The sequence below is a fragment of the Effusibacillus sp. SKA8 genome, from assembly GCF_058273125.1.
In genome coordinates this window covers 1-19652 of sequence record NZ_JBZCSF010000021.1, presented here as the reverse complement: position 1 = coordinate 19652, position 19652 = coordinate 1, and the positions used below count along the sequence as shown (strand labels likewise).

15 protein-coding genes are annotated in these 19652 nt (G+C 52.3%); 3 read left to right on the top strand and 12 right to left on the bottom strand.

Going from position 1 to position 19652, the window contains the following annotated elements; translation table 11 throughout:
- Positions 1-86: 86 nt before the first annotated feature.
- Together AC4ED1_RS14060 and AC4ED1_RS14055 are read right to left on the bottom strand one after the other, a co-directional pair.
- Complete coding sequence (locus AC4ED1_RS14060; protein ID WP_490939670.1) at positions 87-1094, bottom strand: 3-oxoacyl-ACP synthase; 1008 nt, start codon at positions 1092-1094, stop codon at positions 87-89.
- Positions 1095-1143: 49 nt separating this feature from the next.
- Positions 1144-4401: an AfsR/SARP family transcriptional regulator gene (locus AC4ED1_RS14055; protein ID WP_490939668.1), complete on the bottom strand. Its 3258-nt coding sequence runs from the start codon at positions 4399-4401 to the stop codon at positions 1144-1146.
- Positions 4402-4590: 189 nt separating this feature from the next.
- Here AC4ED1_RS14055 and AC4ED1_RS14050 point away from each other — a divergent pair, with 189 nt between their 5' ends.
- Complete coding sequence (locus AC4ED1_RS14050) at positions 4591-5274, top strand: MOSC domain-containing protein (protein WP_490939667.1); 684 nt, start codon at positions 4591-4593, stop codon at positions 5272-5274.
- A 40-nt stretch (positions 5275-5314) separates the two neighbouring features.
- On the opposite strand, the gene AC4ED1_RS14045 is transcribed toward AC4ED1_RS14050, so the two are convergent.
- The 4 genes from AC4ED1_RS14045 to phaQ form a co-directional block, all read right to left on the bottom strand.
- Entirely contained in the window at positions 5315-6817 is a 1503-nt protein-coding gene (locus AC4ED1_RS14045; protein ID WP_490939665.1) for an acyl-CoA synthetase, read from the bottom strand.
- A complete protein-coding gene (fabG, locus tag AC4ED1_RS14040) occupies positions 6817-7557 on the bottom strand; it encodes a 3-oxoacyl-ACP reductase FabG (protein WP_490939663.1) in 741 nt (246 codons plus the stop codon). The genes AC4ED1_RS14045 and fabG overlap by 1 nt, the downstream gene beginning before the upstream one ends.
- Before the next feature lie 130 nt (positions 7558-7687).
- Entirely contained in the window at positions 7688-8185 is a 498-nt protein-coding gene (locus tag AC4ED1_RS14035; RefSeq protein ID WP_490939661.1) for a hypothetical protein, read from the bottom strand.
- The gene (gene phaQ / locus AC4ED1_RS14030) at positions 8163-8615 is read right to left on the bottom strand and encodes a poly-beta-hydroxybutyrate-responsive repressor (RefSeq protein WP_490939659.1); all 453 of its coding nucleotides are present in this window, start codon (positions 8613-8615) and stop codon (positions 8163-8165) included. The genes AC4ED1_RS14035 and phaQ overlap by 23 nt, the downstream gene beginning before the upstream one ends.
- A 193-nt stretch (positions 8616-8808) precedes the next feature.
- On the opposite strand from phaQ, the gene AC4ED1_RS14025 reads away from it, so the two are divergent.
- Complete coding sequence (locus tag AC4ED1_RS14025; protein ID WP_490939657.1) at positions 8809-9621, top strand: alpha/beta fold hydrolase; 813 nt, start codon at positions 8809-8811, stop codon at positions 9619-9621.
- Between the two features lie 81 nt (positions 9622-9702).
- Positions 9703-10398, top strand: coding sequence for a Crp/Fnr family transcriptional regulator (locus AC4ED1_RS14020; RefSeq protein WP_490939655.1), 696 nt, complete (start codon positions 9703-9705; stop codon positions 10396-10398).
- Positions 10399-10439: 41 nt separating this feature from the next.
- Here the strand turns inward: AC4ED1_RS14020 and AC4ED1_RS14015 are convergent, their stop codons facing one another.
- The 6 genes from AC4ED1_RS14015 to AC4ED1_RS13990 form a co-directional block, all read right to left on the bottom strand.
- Positions 10440-10889: a V4R domain-containing protein gene (locus AC4ED1_RS14015; protein ID WP_490939653.1), complete on the bottom strand. Its 450-nt coding sequence runs from the start codon at positions 10887-10889 to the stop codon at positions 10440-10442.
- 88 nt (positions 10890-10977) lie between these two features.
- Positions 10978-11670, bottom strand: coding sequence for a respiratory nitrate reductase subunit gamma (gene narI / locus AC4ED1_RS14010; RefSeq protein ID WP_490939651.1), 693 nt, complete (start codon positions 11668-11670; stop codon positions 10978-10980).
- Between the two features lie 29 nt (positions 11671-11699).
- Complete coding sequence (narJ, locus tag AC4ED1_RS14005; protein WP_490939649.1) at positions 11700-12230, bottom strand: nitrate reductase molybdenum cofactor assembly chaperone; 531 nt, start codon at positions 12228-12230, stop codon at positions 11700-11702.
- Positions 12205-13749, bottom strand: coding sequence for a nitrate reductase subunit beta (gene narH / locus AC4ED1_RS14000; RefSeq protein ID WP_490939647.1), 1545 nt, complete (start codon positions 13747-13749; stop codon positions 12205-12207). The genes narJ and narH overlap by 26 nt, the downstream gene beginning before the upstream one ends.
- The gene (locus tag AC4ED1_RS13995) at positions 13739-17419 is read right to left on the bottom strand and encodes a nitrate reductase subunit alpha (RefSeq protein WP_490939645.1); all 3681 of its coding nucleotides are present in this window, start codon (positions 17417-17419) and stop codon (positions 13739-13741) included. Before AC4ED1_RS13995 ends, narH begins: the two co-directional genes overlap by 11 nt.
- Before the next feature lie 238 nt (positions 17420-17657).
- Positions 17658-19232, bottom strand: a complete 1575-nt coding sequence (locus AC4ED1_RS13990; RefSeq protein WP_490939704.1) for a nitrate/nitrite transporter — start codon at positions 19230-19232, stop codon at positions 17658-17660.
- Positions 19233-19652: the final 420 nt, after the last annotated feature.

Sequence of the window (19652 nt, the reverse complement as noted above, 5' to 3'; positions counted from 1 at the left end):
CCCCGGACAAAACGGTGCAATTTGCCGTAAAATGCAAAAAACCAGGCCAAACGTCCTGGTCATCAACACCCGTTCCTTGTACCCTTTCATCCCCACCGGATCGCGCAGGCGTCCCAGGCGTAGCCGATGCCGGCGCTGACCAGCACGACCAGATCGCCCGGCTTGATCCGGCCCGTTTGCAGCCCCAGCTCCAGGGACAAAATCTGGTCGATCTGCCCGATGTGGCCGTATTCCGACAGGTAATACGATTGCTCCTCCCGCAAACCGAGCTGCCGCAGCACATAGTCGTGGGCGGATCGCTTCATGTGCAGGATCGCAAGATAATCGATGTCGGAAACGGTATAGCCGCTTTTCCCGACAGCGCGTTCGATGACTTTGCGGAAATTGTCCATCGATTTCTGCTCCAACCTCTGTTTCATGCCTTCCGGGTCTGTCACGTCCAGGCAGTTGAGCCGCCGCGCGATCGCCTCAGGCGTAATCGGATGCTTGGTCCCCCCGGCTGGCACCACGACATCTTCCGAGAAGGAACCGTCGGTGATGATATGGCTTGCCAACAGTTGGTTGGCGGTATGGCCTTTCCTCAAAACGACGGCGGCTCCTCCGGCGGCCAAATTGTACATAAAGCGGGTACGCGGATTGCTGTAGTCGATCAAATCGCAGTTCCGGTAGCCCCCGGCCAGCAGTGCCGTATGGATACCGGGATCGGCCAACATCATGTCTTTGGCGACTTTCAAAGCCATCACCATCGTCCCGCACCGCTGCTGTACGTCAAACGCCCAGGCATTGACCGCCCCAACCGCCTGCTGTAGCTTGATTCCCGCCGTCCAGAGCGGATATTCCTTATGTTCTTCCCCGATCCAGATGACAAGATCGATCGAAGCGGGATCGACATTCCCTTGTTGCAGCGCTTTCTCCGCGGCCCAGATTCCCATCTGGCAGGTGTGGTCACCGGGTCCGGGAACCGTTTTGCGCACAATCCCTAGTTTCGCTTCCACAATTTCCTGCGGAATGCCGCTTTTCGCGGCGATCTCCGCGCTTGTTTCAAATGTGTCCGGCAGATACACCCCGGTGCTGACGATTCCAATCGTTGTCATATCGAGTCGCCTCCCGCTGCCATCCTAACAGGGCAGGGTTACAGGCGGGTTACGCGCTCCCCCGTACCAAACGCTGATAGAGTCTCGTCGTTTCCGGCATCGGCGGCAGGCCGAGCTTGTCTTCCATCTGCGCGGCGCATTTTTTGTAAGTGGCAATCACCAGATTGCGGTTTCCCAACTGGTGGTAACAGGACATCAAGATTTGATAGGCGGGCTCCCAGCACGAATCCGCCGCGAGAATGCGTTCGCAGCAACCAATCGCTTCATGCAAGGCTCCCTGGGCCTGATAGATGCGGGCCGTTCTTTCCAGCGCGCGGAGATACAGACCCCGCAGACGTTCCCGTTCGTCGGCGCACCATTCCTCGTACGGGTAGTCCTGCAGGAAGTCCCCTGCGTACAAGGCGATCGCCGCTTCCAGTTCTTCCAGGGCTTCTGTTGCGGCTTCCGCTCCGGTTTGCCTTGCTTTTTCCGCCAGCGCAAGCCCCTTTTCGGCGCGGGCTTCAAATTCGTCCCGATCGATCCAGACCGATACGCTCTGCTGCAGCCGGTAGGCCGTGTCCAACCGTTCGATGAAAAAAGATTCGGAACGCGCTTCCCGCTCCGGTTCGATGGCGGTAATCAACGCGTTTAACGCCACTTTGAAATCCCGGTTGGCCGTGTTCTCATCCGCGTCCGGCCAAAGCAAAAGGCAGATTTCGTCCCGCTGCAGGAATTGCCCCCTGCGGGTGACAAACAGTTGAAAAAGCTGACGGGATTTCTCCCGTTTCCACTCTTTCCGTCCGATCTCTTCCGCTCCCCGGAAGACGGCGAACTTCCCCAAGGTTCGGACTTGCAACGTATAGCCGGGATGTTTCCGGATTTCTTTCAATCCCATCCGCCTGAGCAGATCGTCCGCGGTTTTCAGCCGGAGTTGATCGCGGGCCTGCAGCAACGACGGGACAATCATCTGCAGATCACTTGGTCCAAACAAGGTTCTTTTGAAAAACAGAAACTCATATCCGCCGGTTTCCACTTCCTGCAAAAGAAACGGCATCACGCGGGAAAACTCTTTTTCCCGCCGGGTTTTCCGGTAAAGAATGGCGAGCCACAACAAGACGTTTGCGAGGCAGAACCGGTCCCCGCAGGCGGCGAACCCTTTTTCCGCTTCCAACAGCCAGGGCAGCGCATCTTCATACTGCCCCCACATGGTTCGGATAAGGCCCAGGGACAGGCGGATCATGTTCGCACACCACATGTCGTGCACGGCAAGAGCCAGCTCCACTCCCGTCCGCGCATACCGTTCCGCCCGCTCCACTTCTCCCGCGAGACCCAGGGCGATGCACAATCCCATCAGCGCTTCCACTTTCCCCCGCTCCACCTTCAAGCTGTCGCTCATTTCAATGGAACGGAGATAGCATTCCCGCGCTTCTTCCAGGCGGCCCGCAAGAACTGCCGCATGTCCCAGCCGGATGTGCCCGACCATCTCGACAAAAGGAGACTGCAGTTCGCGGCCGATTCGAATGCCTTGTTCGGCATTCCGCCGGCTGGAAGCCGCTTCTCCCATGAACGCGTCGATCAGGGACAGCAAAAGATGCTTTTCCCGGTGGGATTTGGCGATTCTCTTGCGCAGACGCTCCCCTTCCCGCTGTTCTTCCTCTATGATTTCAAGTGTCAATTGCCGCGCCAAAGCGAGCCGGCCTGTTCGCAAATGGATCCGTATGTCCAATTCATCTTTGGGAATGCCTGGCATCAGCCGGTTCGCCCGCTTCAACACTTCCTCCGCTTCTTGCAAACGCCCGCTGTTGGTGTGATTTTCCGCGATCAGCCGCAGCACCGCAGCCGTTTCTTCCGGATGGTGGTCGCCCAAGACTTCCGCCGCTTTTTTCAGCCAATAGATCGCTTTCGCAGGCTGAATCGTATCCAAATACAATTGCGCCTGACCGCGGTAGACCCGACTGCGGCCCAACACATCCCCCTGCCGGATAAAACCGCCCTCCGCCAAAGTGTACCAGTGGCCCGCCTCCGAAAACCGGGAGGAGACGCGGTCAATCTCTCCCCGCCAGAACAGGAGCTTGGGATGCCGCTGCAGCATGTCGCTCGGCAGGCGTTCGATCCAATTTTTCAGGAGTTCCAGCCGGCCGCTCTGCAAAAATTCCGATCCCCGTTCCAACAGCAGTTCTGCAACCGCCTGCAGGTTTTGCGCCTCGTAATAATGTTTCAAAGCCAGCTCGCAATCCCCTTTTTGACGGTAAAAAGCGGCCGCCTGCCGGTGCAGCGCAAACCATTCTTCCTCGCTGCCATCGAGCAAAAAACGGGTCAGCAAAAACTGCCGAAACAATCGGTGGTAACGGTAATGACCGGTCCCCGTTTCCGTCACGAACAGACCGTTTTGTTCCAGTTGCGAGAGAATGTCGCTTGCATCCGACCGTCCCGTGAGCAAATTGCAAACCTCCGGCTCCATCGATTCCAGCACGCAGGTTCGTTCAAGAAACCGGCGGGTCAGTTCCGGTTGCCGGTCGAACACCTCTTCCGCCAGATAATGGAACAGTTGCCTTTCCGTTTCCGGCTGCTCTTTCCACAATTCGGACAGGGTGACGCCTCTTTCGAGCCCTTTCCAGACCATCTGCAGGGCGATAATCCAGCCTTCCGTCTGTTCCTGCAGTTCTCGCATTTGTTCACTCGCGAGGAAGATGCCGTATTCCTCCCGAAACAACCGTTCGATCTCCTCGGTGGTGAATGACAGCTCCCGCTTGCCCACAGCCAACAAATCGCATGTCGAACGCAACCGTTCAATGGCCGGTAGATGCAGCGCGTTTCGGGTGCCGATTACGAGATGCACCTGCGGCGGCAGATAGCGAATCAACACCTCCAGGATGGTTTGAACCTCCGGCGCTTCCGCCGCCGCATGCAAGTCATCCAGCACGAGCAGGGTGGGGTCCGGAGCCCGTTCCAGCAAATCGTTCAACAACAATGTCACGCAAGGGGGAATGACGGAAACGACGGGGGAATCCGCCGCTTCCAGGAATCGGAGTGACCGTTCGCCGATTTCCGGATCGATGGTCTTGCACGCATGAATCAAATAGTACAGAAACAGCAACGCATCCCGTTCGTTTTCCTCCACCGTATACCAGGCAACCCGGTCGAAAAAAGGATACAAATGGGTGGCCAGCGCCGTGCTTTTTCCATACCCCGCTTCCGCTTGCACAACCGTGACCGGGTAGTTGGCCGCCTGCCGAAACAGATCATCCAGCCGCGGCCGCAGCAAGCATTGCGCTTTGACACGGGGAGGAACCAATTTTGTCGAAAGCACATGGAGTTGTTGATTCATTTCAAGCTCTCCCGTTCCTGAAAATTCCGAATTTGTCTCGGATACCTTTTTCGTTTGCAAAGCGTAAATCTCCTCTTTGGCTGTATATCATCATAAAGGTTGACAAAGTTATGATTTTACGTATGGTAAATTATGCGGGGCCGTAACATACACTCCGTCCCGAAAATAACCGAATTTGGAGGAAGCGCTATGCTTTTGCCGCCCATACAAGTGATCTCGATCAACGTTGGGAAACCGACAGCTTTTGAGTACAAGGGGCTGGAAATTTCCACCGGCATTTTCAAAACCCCCGTCCGTGAAAAAATTTATTTGTCGTTCTCGAATTTTTCCGGTGACGGACAAGCGGATCTGGTCAATCACGGGGGGCGGGACAAAGCGGTATGCGTGTATTCCCATGAGCATTACCCCTATTGGGAAAAGGAACTGGCGCGTCCTTTGCCGTCTGCGGCATTCGGGGAAAATCTGACGGTTGCTGGAATGCTGGAGCAGGACGTTTGCATCGGAGACATTTATCGCTTGGGCGACGCAATCGTCCAAGTCAGCCAGCCCCGGCAGCCTTGCCACAAGCTGGCCAAAAAATACGACGCGCCCGATCTACCAGTCCGGATTCAACACACCGGTTACACAGGATTTTACTTCCGGGTGCTGCAAGAAGGTTGGGTGGAGGAAAAACCGGTATTGCAGCTTCTGGAACGCCATCCGAAAGCAGTCACCGTTGCCTTTGGAAACCGCATTATGCACCGCGACAATAGCAACCTGGAAGGAATCAAGCAGCTTCTCGAAGTCGACGCTTTATCGGAAAATTGGCGCAAATCCCTCGAAAAACGTCTGGCTGGCCATGACGTCGATACGAAACGAAGACTTCAAGGATAGCAAACCGCCCCTGCGGAAACTTCCGCAAGGGCCGCCGGTGTCAACCGATTTTTTTGCATTCCTGCACGATTCTTTGTTTGTCGATTTTCCCCACGGATGTTTTGGGCAATTCGTCTACGAACAGATACGACTTCGGTATTTTGTAGCCGGCGATTTTGCCGGTGCAGTACGCTTTCAGCTCTTCTTCCGACACGTGCCTGCCTTTCGCCGTCACAACGACTGCGGTGACCGCCTCTCCCCACTTCGGATCCGGCAGGCCGATTACGGCAACTTCGCTGATCGCCGGATGGGATTGGAGCAATTGTTCAACCTCCAGCGGATACACGTTTTCGCCGCCTGTAATGATCATGTCTTTCCTGCGTCCCACAATGTAGTAGTACCCTTCGGAGTCGCGCCTGCCGAGATCGCCGGTCCGCAGCCACCCGTCGACCAGAGCTTCGGATGTTGTTTCCGGCTTGTTCCAATACCCGGAAAACAGGTGCGGCCCCGCAATCCAGATCTCACCCGTCTCCCCATCCGGCACGTCATTTCCGTTTTGATCGACCAGGCGGACGCGGTTATGGAACATCGGAACCCCGACTGAGCCGATCCTTCGTTTGGCATCCTGCGGATCGATGTAAAAATTGTTGGGCCCCGCTTCCGTTAAGCCGTATCCCTCTTTGAAATTGAGACCTTTCACCCAAAGGGCCTCGTAAACCGGATACGGGCAGGGAGCTCCCCCGGAGAGAAACGTGTGCATCGAGGAAAACGACGCTTCCGCAAATTCGGGCGTCTGAATCAACATATGATACATGGTCGGCACAAACAAGGCGATTGTGCATTTCTCTTGTTCCAGCACGCGGATAACGGAAACCGGATCGAATTCTCTGCCGATCACGACCGTGCCGCCCGCATACAGGACGGGTGTGGCAAGGGCGTTCAATCCGCCTGTATGGAACATCGGCAAGTATACCGGTGTGATGTCATGCGCCGTGATTCCCCAACTCACGATGGTGTTGATCGCATTCCAGATAATCGCCCGGCGGGACAAAATCGCCCCTTTCGGATACCCGGTGGTGCCTCCGGTATAAATGATTGCCCAGGGATCTTCCAGGTCCGTTTCCGCATATCCGTTAAACTCGCCGGCTTCCGACAGGACTGATTGGTATTCGGATTCCTTCAGGACAACCGGTATTTCCGCCTGTTTCCGCAGCGCCGCGACAGTGGGCTCGTAAGCATCGTGATACACCAACACGCGCGGCCCGCAGTCCCGGAGCACATAAGACAGTTCGGAATTTGAAAAACGGTAGTTTAAAGGCACGAACACAGCTCCAATCTTTCCCGCCGCAAACAGCAGCTCCAAATAACCGGAAGAGTTGGGAGCCAGCAGTGCAACCCGGTCTCCTTTCCCGAGACCGAGGCGGTGCAGATAACCCGCCAGACGGTTGGCCCGTCGATTGAACTGTTTGTACGTCAGGCGGACGCCCGTGTCGGCCTCGACAATCGCTGTCTTGTCAGGGGTAAGGCGGGATCGGCTGTCTAACCAATCAGTCGCGCAATGCATCAGAAAGTCAATCCTCCATCCACACTTAATACCGCTCCGTTGATAAAACCGGCTTCATCGGAAGCGAGAAACAAATAAGCGTTCGCGATATCGGACGGCTGGCCCAAACGGCGCAGCGGGGTTTTTTCCTTCATCTGCTCGAGAACCTTGTCCGGAACTTTCTCCGTCATGCCCGTCATGATGAATCCGGGAGCCACCGCGTTGACGCGTATCCCTTTGGGGCCAAGTTCCTTCGCCCATGTCCGGGTCATTCCGATGACCCCGGATTTTGTGGCGGAATAGTTCGTCTGTCCGATATTTCCGTAAAGCCCGACCACCGACGATGCATTCAGAATGACGCCGGACCCCTGGTTGATCATCACTTTGGCCACCGCTTGTGTGCAATAAAATACACCGGTCAGGTTGACCGCGATCACCTGATCCCATTGCTCCGGCTCCAATTTCACCAAAAACCCGTCACGGGTGATTCCGGCATTGTTCACCAACACATCGATCCTTGCAAACCGTGCCACTGCGGCATCCACCATCTGCCGCACATCATAGAGATTGCTGACGTTCGTTTTGACAAACTCGGCTTCGGCCCCCGCCTTGCGAAGCGCTTGCAGCGTTTGTAGCCCTTCGTCCTCGTCAAAATCGGCAATCATCAGCTTGGCGCCGTTTTTCGCGAAAAGGAGCGCCGTTTCCCTGCCGATACCGTTAGCCCCGCCCGTTATAAGGGCTACTTTGTCCTTTAACCGCATAATAACCTCCCCAAACGATCATTCGTTTGAATTTTACATGCCCTCGGTTACAGATGAGTTGCAGACTTTTCCTTTTCAGACAAAAGACGCCGGAACATCGGCGTCCTGATCATCTCGCAGTTCGGAAAAGTCAGCGTTCCGCTCCCACAAACGGACGAATACTATCTTCCAGAGTGCGTAAAAACCTGCGTTGATTGTTTTTCGCCATCGCGGCGTATTCGTCGGCCAGTTGAGTCCACGCATTGCGGCGTTCGCGCTGGAATTTGACGAATTCCCTGCTGTTTTCTTCAAAGCGTTTTTCCGCCTGCTCCATCAGATCCAGCGTGAATTTCAACGGCGTCCAGGCGAGGTTTTCCAGCTTCTCGACCACGGTTTCCAATTGGCTTTCCTGCAGGTTCAGCAAATCGTAGCTTTTTTTCGTCACATCCCTGACGTAATTCTCGAAATTGCCGCGCTGTTCGCCAAACCATTTTCTGGCTGCGCTGCAGGCGTTAAGATACGCATCCTCGCTGTCTTGCAGCTGTTTGCGGGCACGCGCCATCCCCGCTTCATAATTGTCCCATACGGCATCAACAAACGCATCAACCCGGTATTTCGTTTCCATTTCATTCTTCTCCTTCGCTTCCATCGGAATTCCTCCTCGCTTTGGATTTATTACTCTTTTTCTCCATGTCTCCCTCCGCGCGGTAGGGAGGCATATAGAGATCGAGCATACGGGTGTACATGCTGAAAAATTGGTTCAGCATCGACTGGTACCGCTCCAGTTCTCCCGCATACGTCTGCAGATACGCCTCGCCGATCTCAGTCAGACTGTACAGGCGTTTGGCGGGTCCGCCGGAAGAAGTGTCCCATTCCGAACGGACGTAATTGTCTTTTTCCAGCTGACGCAGCATCCTGTAAATGTTTCCGGGGTCCAAAGCCTGGAAACCAAGCGACGTCAGCTTCTGGATCAGTTCGTAGCCGTGAACGGGTACGCGGTGCAGCAGCAACAGGATAAACGGCACCAAAAAGTTTTTGGGTGGACCGCCAAGTCCACTTTGTTCCTTGCCTTCTGCCATCCAACATCACCTTCAATTATCATCTATATGTATTTTACACTTATATGTTCGTTTTGTATACCCGCTTTACAAAATTTTCACAAATTCAAACGTTTGTCCGTTTCCGCTATGGGGAATAACGGATACGACGACTTCACAACGGAAGATGTGTCCGAATATGCTACTTACACCCTGTAGAGTGAGGTAATTTTCCATGTTCAGCGCGACGATTCGAGACACCACGATCCACTATGACAGGCTCGGGTCAGGGGAACCGCTCATCCTGATACACGGTTTGGGGGAGCGCAAGGAGGGCTGGGAACACCAACACGCCCTGGCCGACGCTTATGATCTTATCATTCCCGACTTGCGGGGGCACGGACGTTCCGTAAACGCCAAAGGCATTTCGATCGACAATTTCGCAAAAGACACGCTGGCTTTAATGGATCATCTCGAAATCGAATCGGCCCACATCTGCGGATTGTCGATGGGGGGAATCGTTGTCCAGGAGATCTACCGGCTGGCACCGGAGCGATGCCGGTCCCTGATTCTTGTCAGCACGTATTTTTTCGTACCGGATCTTTGGGCAGGCCTGCTTTACAATCTCTACACGTGGCGGCTCAACGTTCTGCCAAAAGCGGTCCGCACGCGGTTGGCCGCTTTCACATGCCTGTATTCCCGGGACGAGGCGATCGTGCGAAGATTCCACCGCGCGATCGCACCGGAAGTAAAAGCCTACAAGGAAACGGTCGCGGCCTGCGTCAAGGTAGACAACCGGCGTCTCCTGCCAAAGATCAAAGTCCCGACCCTGATCATTGGATGCGCTTGCGATCTCATCACACCCGTCTGGATCCAGGTGCTCATGCACAAATATATCGCCAATTCGGAACTGGTGATTCTCCGCAACGCCGGACATATGGCCAAACTTGAAAAACCGGGGGAATTCAACCGCGTGCTGCGCGAATTCCTCGACCGACAGAGACGGACTCCAACAGGGCAAACCCCAAAACCCCAATCCGAAATGTGATCAAGGTCACACCGATGGATTGGGGGTTTGTTATTCTTATTACAGTTATTCTTAATTACAGAATCGACGAGGAGGAAGTGTATGTCCTGCGGGAACTATTATTCCAAATCTTCTTGTATTCCCAATGTCCCGATTTTCGAAAGCCTAACCGAACAAGAAATCAGTACTTTGGAAAGTGTGATACGTACCTGCAGCTATAAAAAAGGCGAATTTGTTTTTCGCGAGGGAGAGTCTTCGGACACCTTGTACATCATTCATCAAGGCGTGGTGAAACTCACAAAACTGTCTCCTGTCGGGAAAGAACAAATCATACGCTTTCTGTTTCCGGGGGATTTTTTCGGGCATTTCTCTTTCCTGCTGGAAAAGAACCATTATGCGAACGCCGAAATGCTCGAAAACACCATCGTTTGTCTGATTCACAAAAAAGACTTTAAGTCCATACTGGAAACCAATCCGGACATGACCTACCGCCTTCTGCTGGCTATGAGCGAGAAACTGTACCAATCCGATGAATGGATTGGCGCCCTCAGTCTCTTGCGAGTGGAACGCCGGCTGGCGAGAATTTTACTGTTTTTTCATGAAAAAGTTGGTTTCTCAAAAGAATTTTTCCGGCTGCCTGTGGCAAAAAAGGAGTTGGCCGCTTTACTCGGTGTCACCCCTGAAACGCTCAGCCGAAAACTTGCTCATTTTGAAACATTGAAGCTTCTGGAAATGAATAATCGCAAAAAAATACGAATTCTCGACCCGGCCGGGTTAAGTCAACTAGCCAAAGAGTAAACAAACCGCTACAGCGGTTTTGATAGGTTCCCAACATGATTTCAATAGAATTTGATCTCATATTCGCAATGCTCATCCCCGTTCACATTGCATTTCACTTCACGGACCGCCACCTGTTTCCCCATGATTTTTTTGAGCGCGCCTCCCATAATGGAGCCTTCCAAATCGCAAACCAGCTTTCCTTTGAATACAGGCAGTCCCTCACAAAAACAATCTTCAATAGCAATCCTCATCCCGTCGTCATCTTGGCGAATAATCTTGGGAATCCCGATTTTTAACTCCAGGAACAGTTTTGTGAAATCCTCCAGTGAAGTCACCGGCATGCTTTCGCCGATTTTACGCCCCACGGTGACGGTGGTCCCCTTTCCCCCCATGGGCAGCCCCTGATACATGCCAATCAAACGAATCGCGCGAAACAGTTCGAGCGGGACTTGATTTCCCAATTTACTCCGTTTGATTTGTTTCATATCTTTAAATGTAAACTCGTCCATATGCAGTTCTCCTCCTTCTCGCCGTTTGATCCTCCCTCCTTTACTATCCATGATTCAGATGATTGATAAATTGATGCAGATCAAGTTTTTATAACTTTTTCGGGCGCATGCTGCGATATACCACATAACGCCGGTTCAGGTATTCAAGCGGCAAGCTCCAGACATGGACCAGGCGGGTAAACGGCCATATTCCGAACAGCAGCAGGGCGGTCAGGATATGGATTTGAAAGCCTGCCGGCGCCCCCAGCATCAATTCAGTGGCAGGACGAAAGGTTAAAATACCACGAAACCACGGCCCGACCGTTTCCCGGTAATCAAATGTACCCCCAGTTGCCGTATACCCAACTGTGTTCGTAAAGCCGGTGACGATGACGAGAGCCAACAGAATCAGCACAATCAAATCACTTTTTCCGCTGTTGACCAGAATCCGTCGGATTGTCAGACGGCGTATAAGAAACAAAACGATGCCAATTACGGTGACCACTCCGGCAACCCCGCCGATCCAAACCGCACCGAAATGGTACGTCCGATCCGTTACCCCGATCGCTTCATAGACACGCTTGGGAATCAGAATTCCCGCCACATGCCCGAAGAACACAAACGCAATTCCCCAGTGAAACAAGAGACTGGCCTGGCGCAGACGGCTCTTTTCCAAAAATTCGCTGGACCTGGCAGACCAACCGAATGGGTCCGTGTTGTAACGCCAGATATGGCCAGCGACAAACAGGGTCAACATCATGTATGGATAAATCAGCCACAGGAATTGATCAAGTAAGCTCACGGAAAATCCTCCATTCCCTGTTTTATTTCCTAAGAAACCTTTCTTTCTGCCAGAAAGGAATCGAGTGCCCGGACACATCCGCGCATAACCCACCGATAGGGATTGTCGGACGATTCCAGTTCGGCTAACAACCGGTCAATGGCCTGTTTATGGATCATAAGGATTTTTTTGGCGTGTTCCGGTCGGGCAATTGCGGCAAACTCAAGAACCACCGGCAGAAAATCCGGCAATTCCCCCTCCGCAAGAAACCATCCGGCGTTTGCAAATTCTTCCTTCAGCTTCACAAAAGCCGGGCCGCGTTCCGGGTTGTCACCAAACAGGTTATAGGTTAAATACAGAGTGGTTTTATCGGCAAAATCAAATGTGTTGACATAGATCTCGCACAGCCGTTCAAAATCCGTGTTCTTCAGGTACTCCAGAAATTGCAGATATAACTCCCGCACGGGCAAATTATCCAAACGGGAAATTTCCCACCGCAAATCTTCATCTCCGGTCCATTCCCGGTCCGGGTATTGCAGCAAAATGGAAGCCAGTTTAAAGATTCTCTGATGTTCGTCCACTGTTATCTCCCCAATACTCTACTCCGAATTTGTACTCATCCGGAAGACTGTGATTGACTGCACAACCAGAGCATTCTTCCATAAAATCAAACCCGGCCGTTCCCTGACCAAGATACATGTTGTCCGCCATCTCCCGGTGTGAGGAAGGAATCACGTAACGATCCGAATACTTGGCAATGGCGGCCAATTCATACATGTCCCGCACGGTCTGTTCGGTCAACCCGACCGCTTCCAGAATGCTCGTGTCAAGTGTTTTCCCCAAATTGACAGCCCGCATGTAGCTTCTCATGACCACCATCTTTTTCAGTACCTTTCGAATCACTTCTGTGTCCCCCGCGCTCAACATGTTGGCCAAATATTCGATTGGAATACGCAGTTGGTCAATCGCCGGAAAAATAACTTGCGGATCAATCCCGTCCGGTGTTCCTTCAAAACCTCCCATAATCGGGCTAAGCGGCGGGATGTACCAAACCATCGGCAGGGTGCGGTATTCCGGGTGAAGAGGAAGGGCGATTTTTTGCGTGACAGCCAGTTTGTAGACCGGCGACCGCTGGGCAGCCTCAATCCAGTCATCATGATATCCGGCTTTGCGAGCTTCCCGGATGACCTCCGGATCATGCGGGTCCAGAAAAATGCGCAACTGGGCCTCGTACAGTTTCTTTTCATCAGCAACGGAAGCGGCTGCTTCCACCTTGTCCAAGTCATAGAAGACCAGGCCGACATAGCGGAGCCGTCCGACGCAGGTTTCCGAACAGACGGTCGGCAGTCCCGCTTCTATTCTCGGGAAACAAAAGGTGCATTTTTCCGCTTTGTGGGTTTTCCAATTAAAATACACTTTTTTATAAGGGCAACCCGTCATACAGAAACGCCAGCTCCGGCAAGCGTTATGATCGACCAACACAATGCCGTCTTCCTCCCGCTTGTAAATCGCCCCGGACGGACAGGAGGACACGCAGGGCGGATTGATGCAGTGTTCGCAAATGCGCGGTAGATACATCATGAAAGTTTGTTCGAATTCAAATTTCACTTTCTCTTCCAGTACCATTATATTGGGATCCCGTTTGCCAGTCTGGTAGACCCCTGCCAGATCATCCTCCCAGTTGGGTCCCCAGGCAAGATCCATATACTCACCGGTCAATTGTGATTTGGGCCGCGCCACTGGTTGATGGTTCCGTTCCGGGCTGTCAGTCAGGTTTTCGTAGTCATAGGTCCAGGGTTCATAGTACTCGTCGATAGGCATCAAATCGGGATTGTAAAAAATGTGCAGCAACTTGTTCGCACGCCCCCCCGCCCGCAGTTCCAGCCTTCCGTTGTTCAATACCCATCCGCCCTTGTTGACGTCCTGATTTTCCCATTCTTTCGGGTAGCCGATACCCGGTTTCGTTTCCACGTTATTCCACCACATGTATTCCGCCCCCGGCCGGTTTGTCCAAGTGTTGTTGCAGGTGATGCTGCAGGTATGGCAACCGATGCATTTGTCAAGATTCATGACCATGCCGAACTGTGCCTTAATCTTCAAGCCAGTTCACCTCCTGTCCCACCTTCCGGATGATCACCTTCTCATCCCGTTGATTGCCGGTCGGCCCGTAATAATTGAAGCCAAAACTCAGTTGGGCATAGCCGCCGATCATCTGGGTCGGTTTCACATGGATGCGGGTCGGGCTGTTAAACGTTCCCCCCCGCAGTTGGCTGATGGGGGAGCCCGGAACATTAATCAACCGATCCTGTACGTGATACATAAACGCGACACCTCTCGGCAGACGGTGACTCACCACGGCCCTTGCCACCACCACCCCGTTGCGGTTGTACATTTCCAGCCAATCATTGTCCGAGATCCCTACCTCTTCCGCATCCTGATGATTCAGCCAGACGTGCGGTCCGCCCCGGAACATGGTCAGCATCGGTAACGTGTCCCCGTAGGTGCTGTGGTACGACCATTTGAAATGGGGCGTCAAATAGCGCAGGGTGATTTCTTTCTCCGTGCTTGCGGGGCGCCGGTCGATCTCATAAAAGGCAGCCTTGCGCAAAGGGGCTTTGAAAGTCGGCAGTTCTTCCCCAAACTCCAGCATTATTTCATGGTCGAGATAAAAATGCTGTCTGCCCGTCAAAGTCCGCCAAGGGATTAGCCGTTCCACGTTGGTGGTGAACGGGGAATAGCGCCGGTTTCCCGTTTCCGTCCCGCTGAACACCGGTGAGGAGATCACTTTTCTCGGCTGTGCGGTGATCTCTTGGAAGGTGATGTGCTCTTCCGCCCGTTCTTCCGCCAGATCCCTCAGTTTCTGTCCGGTCTTTTGCTCCATCGCCGCCCACGCCTTCATTGCCAACGAGCCGTTGGTCGTACTGGACAAGGTTAGAATGGTTTCCGCCACATTGCGGTCTGTGAACAGGCTGGGGCATTCCTTGCATTCTGACGTCTGGTTGGCCGTGCCAAGCATCGCCTTCAGTTTGTCGTATTCTTCCCTGGCGTGCCAGGCAAGACCTTTCGCTCCAATCTGTTCTTTGATCATCGGACCGAGGGAGATAAATTTATCATATAATTTTGAATAGTCCCTCTCCACCACATGCAAATGGGGAAAATTCACTCCGGGAACCGGTTCGTTTTCTCCTTTTTTCCAATCCTTGATCAGCCCAAATGCCTGTACGATCTCATCCCGCGTGTCATGCAGCAGGGGAGTGGCAACAAGATCCTTAACGGGAGTCTCGAAATATCTGGGAGCTAGCTCAGAAAAAGTACGGGCCAATTTTTTGAAAAAATCCCAATCGGACCTAGCTTCCCACGGCGGTGCGATAGCCGGATTGAACGGATGCACGAAAGGGTGCATATCGGTACTGCTGATATCGTATTTCTCGTACCAAGTGGCGGCTGGCAACACGATATCCGAATAGAGGCCCGTGCCGGACATGCGGAAATCGAGATTGATCAGCAGATCCAGCTTTCCTTCCGGCGAGTTTTGCGACCATTGGATTTCATCGGTTTTCAAATCGAAGCTCTGTCCGCTCAGATTTGCATGATGGGTGCCCAGCAGATGTTTGAGAAAATATTCATGTCCCTTTGCCGAACTGCCGATCAAATTGGCCCGCCATACAAACATGATCCGCGGAAAGTTCACCGGGTCCGACGGATTCTCAATGGCAAACTTGAGACTGCCCTGCTTGATCTGTTTGACTGCGTATTGAACCGCTTGTTCATCCGTTGTCGCTTGGGCCTGGTCAAACATCTCGATTGGATTCCGGTCGAACTGAGGATATGACGGCAACCATCCGAGCCGGGCCGCCAAATAATTATAGTCCCCGGCATGCCTGTAGCGAGGCTGGCCAAACAGGGGCGAAATCTGCTCTGCCATCGCCTGGTCATCGTATTTCCACTGTTCTGTTACAAAATAGAAAAATGACGTACCGTTTTGCAGCCGAGGCGGTCCGCCCCAATCACGAGCCATCGCCACCGTCTGCCATCCTTCCAGCGGCCTCACCTTTTCTTGGCCCACATAATGGGCCCAGCCCCCTCCGTTCACCCCCTGCGAACCGGTTAACAGAACCAGATTCAAGATTGTCCGATAGATAGAGTCGGAATGATACCAGTGGTTGATGCCCGAGCCCATAATGATCATCGAGCGGCCTTTCGAATCAATTGCATTCCGAGCGAATTCACGGGCAATTTGCGCAACCAGCTTCCGGTCGATTCCCGTAATGGCCTCCTGCCAGGCGGGTGTATAAGGCTTCGGATCGTCATAATCTTGCGGGTAATCGCCCGGTAGTCCGCGAGATACTCCCGTTTTTGCCAAAAGCAGGTCGAAAACGGTTGTAACGTAAAGGGTGTTCCCGTTTTGTCGAATCTCCTTGACCGGAACAGAACGCCGCAGAATAGTTCTTTCTTCCTGCTCAAAGTGGGGAAACCCAAGGGTTACGATCCGGTCTTCGCATCCCAGCAAGGTAAGAGCCGGTTCGATTCCCGTCAGTTGGTTGTCCGAATCATTCAGATGCAGATTCCAGTTTCCGTCCTGATCCCAACGATGACCGATGGTGCCGTTGGGAACGGCAAATTGTTTGGACTTCTCGTCCCAGACAACCGTTTTCCATTCTGCATTCGTCAAGGCCAGCCCCAGATCGCTGGCGCGAAGGAAGCGGTTGGCCGCATACTGGTCGCCTCTTTTTTGCAGTGTGATTAAAAACGGCAGATCCGTGTATTTCTTGACATAGTCGGTAAAATACCCGGTCTGCTTCTCCACATAGAACTCTTTCAAAATCACATACGTCATCGCCATCGCCAGTGCTCCGTCCATGCCGGGGTTTATCGCCAGCCAGTTGTCGGCAAATTTGACAAACTCGGCATAATCCGGGCTGACCGCGACCACCTTGGCGCCCCGGTAGCGAGCTTCCACCATAAAATGGGAATCTGGCGTTCGCGTTTGTGGCAGGTTGGATCCCCAGACCAGCAGATAACTGGAATTAAACCAATCCGAGCTTTCCGGAACATCTGTCTGTTCTCCCCAAATCTGCGGGCTTGCCGGTGGAAGGTCCGCATACCAGTCATAAAAGCTTAGCAACGATCCTCCCAACAACGACAGAAATCGTCCACCGCCCGCATAGCTGACCATGGACATGGCGGGAATCGGCGAAAACCCGAAAATGCGGTCCGGACCGTATTGTCGGATGGTATGTATCAGAGCGGCGGAAATCATCATATTGATTTCATCCCAATCGGCTCTCACGAATCCTCCTTTTCCCCGCACTTTCTTATACCGTTTTGTTTTCTCCGGATCTTCTACAATTGATTTCCATGCTACAACCGGATCCCCGGTCTCTTTCATCGCCTCTCTCCACAATCGGAGAAGAGCGCTTCGCACATACGGGTAGCGAACCCGCAGCGGGCTGTAGATATACCAGGAAAAACTCGCCCCTCTCGGGCAGCCCCGCGGCTCGTATTCGGGCATATCCGAACCTGTGGTCGGATAGTCGGTCTGCTGGGTTTCCCAGGTGATAATTCCGTCCTTCACATGAATTTTCCAACTGCAGGATCCTGTACAGTTCACCCCGTGGGTGGAACGAACCACCTTGTCATGCTGCCAACGGCGGCGATAGACTTTTTCCGAATCCCTTTCGTAGGGTGACAGTTCGGCATGGCTTGCAATCTCTTGCGATTGCCCGAAATATCTGAGTTTTTTCAACAAGGGAGAGATTTTTCTGCTCATGCTGATCTCCTTTCACTAAGAGCCTAGTAGTTGTATTTCCCAAAAAGTTGGGTTTATTCACTGAATTTTCCTTGATACAACCCCGACTCTTCGGAGACAGCCCCCCTGCTGAAGCGGGATCATGACCCTATGCGTACTCTGGTAGATGAGATAAAGGGGATATTGTCGGCAAGAGGGAACCTGACAGGAGGAAAACCTATTGTTTTGTTAACGTACAGGCTGCTGCGACACAAGTTCGTCAGCAGCCTGTCTTGTTTTTCAGTTTGTGTTTGTATTTGGCGTTAATCAGTGTTTCCGCTTGTTTGTGCTCCGAGATGTCACTGAACGTTCCCGCGTAATATTTCACTTCTCCCCCTTCGTTTTTGATGGCGCTGATCGTCAGCCATTCCAAATAAATATCTCCGTTTTTACGTTTGTTCCAGATCTCGCCTTGCCAATACCCGTTTTTCTCCAATGACTCCCACATGTTTTCATAAAATTGCCGGTCATGTCTGCCCGATTTTAGGATATTGGGATTCCTGCCGATTACTTCATTCGGTTCGTATCCGGTCACTGACGTAAACGCAGGATTCACCACCTGAATGACCCCTTTCGGATCCGTCACCACGATTCCTTCCACCGTATGTTCAAAAATGCGGTCTTTCAGGTCCAACTTTTCTTGATAATACATCCAGATCACCAGGATCAGGCTGGCCAAAGCAAATTCCGAGAGGGCCATAAATCCGATCGCATAATTCCCGGTCAAATTAAACAGCAATGTAAGGATGATCGGCGGGAAAAAACCGCCCAATCCTCCCATCGCCGCCACTACACCGTTGACAATGCCAGCCTGCTTGGTGAAATACAGCGGTACCAGTTTGAAAATCGTTCCATTTCCGATCCCCGCACAGGTAGCAACCGCCAAACAGCCGACCGTGAAAAGGGGCAGATGCGGCATAAAGGACAACAGAATGGCTGCCACCATCAAACCTCCGAAAACAAACATAAGAATCTGAAACGAATTAAATCTGTCTCCCAGCCATCCTCCAACAGGCCGCAGTAATGTAGCCACTACGATGAATCCCGCCGTCCGAAAGCCGGCATCGACTTTGTCCAGATGAAAATGGGTTACCAGAAAATTGGGCAAATACACGGAAAATGCCACAAACGAACCAAATGTGATGAAATAAAACAAGGACAGCAGCCAGAGCTTTTCATTGCGGTATACGCCCTTGATCTGTTCCATCAGCGGAATGCCGGATTTCCGCTCTTTCCGGTCTCCCGCCAAAAAATTGAGCAAAGCAACCGCAGCAATCAGTACAAGATAAAGTCTGACTGTTGCAGCCCAGCCCTGCTGTTTGGCCACTATCGGAGCAAAGAAAGCGGTTACAGCGGTACCGATGTTTCCTGCTCCGTAGATTCCATTGATAAAGCCGTGTCTCTCTCTGGGGTAGTACTTGGGGAGCGCAGTTACACCTACCGAAAAAATCGCCCCGCTAATCCCCAACAACATCCCTCCCGCCAACAAATCCAGAAATGAATCCGCGACACTGATGTAATAGACGGGCAGCAGCAGAATGAGGAAGGCTATTGTAAACATTCGTCTGGCACCAAACCGGTTGGTCCAATATCCAAACGGGACACGCAACAAGGAGCCTAATATGACCGGGACTGCTGTAACCCATGCCTGTTGATTGGAAGTCAGGGATATGCTTTCCTTGATAAACGGAATCAGGGAAGAAAGAATCACCCAAACCATAAACCCTGCGACAAAACTGGACGTTTGCAATACAAGTTGTACATTGGGCCGACTATAGAAATCTGACCGATTAATGTTTGCTTCTCCTTTCCTTAGGAAAATAGGCCGGTTCATCAAAGGGGCCTGATTTACTGCCCGTCTTGTGGCTCTCTATGCTGATTGTTATTGTTTGTCATTCGATACACAAATATTGATTATTGATACATGGAATGTATTGGATAGCAATTCATTTTAGTCGTGGCAAGGGATCTAAGTCTTCAGGACTAAAAAAGCTGGAATTTGGAAAAAATGATTATTGGCTTTTACGATGTCTTAAAATTGGGCCTTGCTCTTGGGAAAGGAGATTGTTTTGTTGTTTCGCAGGTTGTTTTGGAAGCGCAAACCGCTGAGGCAAGAATCATTATCGTCAAAAGAACAGCAATTTCCTGTTTTTAGAGATTTTAATCAAAATTTTCAAATTTTACAATCGATTTATGAGAACTGCTATGACGTGAT

Excerpts from the sequence above, each read along its gene's own strand:
- AC4ED1_RS14025 (WP_490939657.1), top strand. The coding sequence starts at position 8,809 with ATGTTCAGCGCGACGATTCGAGACACCACGATCCACTATGACAGGCTC.
- AC4ED1_RS14050 (WP_490939667.1), top strand. The coding sequence starts at position 4,591 with ATGCTTTTGCCGCCCATACAAGTGATCTCGATCAACGTTGGGAAACCG.
- AC4ED1_RS14060 (WP_490939670.1), bottom strand. The coding sequence starts at position 1,094 with ATGACAACGATTGGAATCGTCAGCACCGGGGTGTATCTGCCGGACACA.
- fabG (WP_490939663.1), bottom strand. The coding sequence starts at position 7,557 with ATGCGGTTAAAGGACAAAGTAGCCCTTATAACGGGCGGGGCTAACGGT.
- AC4ED1_RS14020 (WP_490939655.1), top strand. The coding sequence starts at position 9,703 with ATGTCCTGCGGGAACTATTATTCCAAATCTTCTTGTATTCCCAATGTC.
- AC4ED1_RS14035 (WP_490939661.1), bottom strand. The coding sequence starts at position 8,185 with ATGGAAGCGAAGGAGAAGAATGAAATGGAAACGAAATACCGGGTTGAT.
- AC4ED1_RS14015 (WP_490939653.1), bottom strand. The coding sequence starts at position 10,889 with ATGGACGAGTTTACATTTAAAGATATGAAACAAATCAAACGGAGTAAA.
- phaQ (WP_490939659.1), bottom strand. The coding sequence starts at position 8,615 with ATGGCAGAAGGCAAGGAACAAAGTGGACTTGGCGGTCCACCCAAAAAC.
- AC4ED1_RS14055 (WP_490939668.1), bottom strand. The coding sequence starts at position 4,401 with ATGAATCAACAACTCCATGTGCTTTCGACAAAATTGGTTCCTCCCCGT.
- AC4ED1_RS14045 (WP_490939665.1), bottom strand. The coding sequence starts at position 6,817 with ATGCATTGCGCGACTGATTGGTTAGACAGCCGATCCCGCCTTACCCCT.
- AC4ED1_RS13995 (WP_490939645.1), bottom strand. The coding sequence starts at position 17,419 with ATGAGCAGAAAAATCTCTCCCTTGTTGAAAAAACTCAGATATTTCGGG.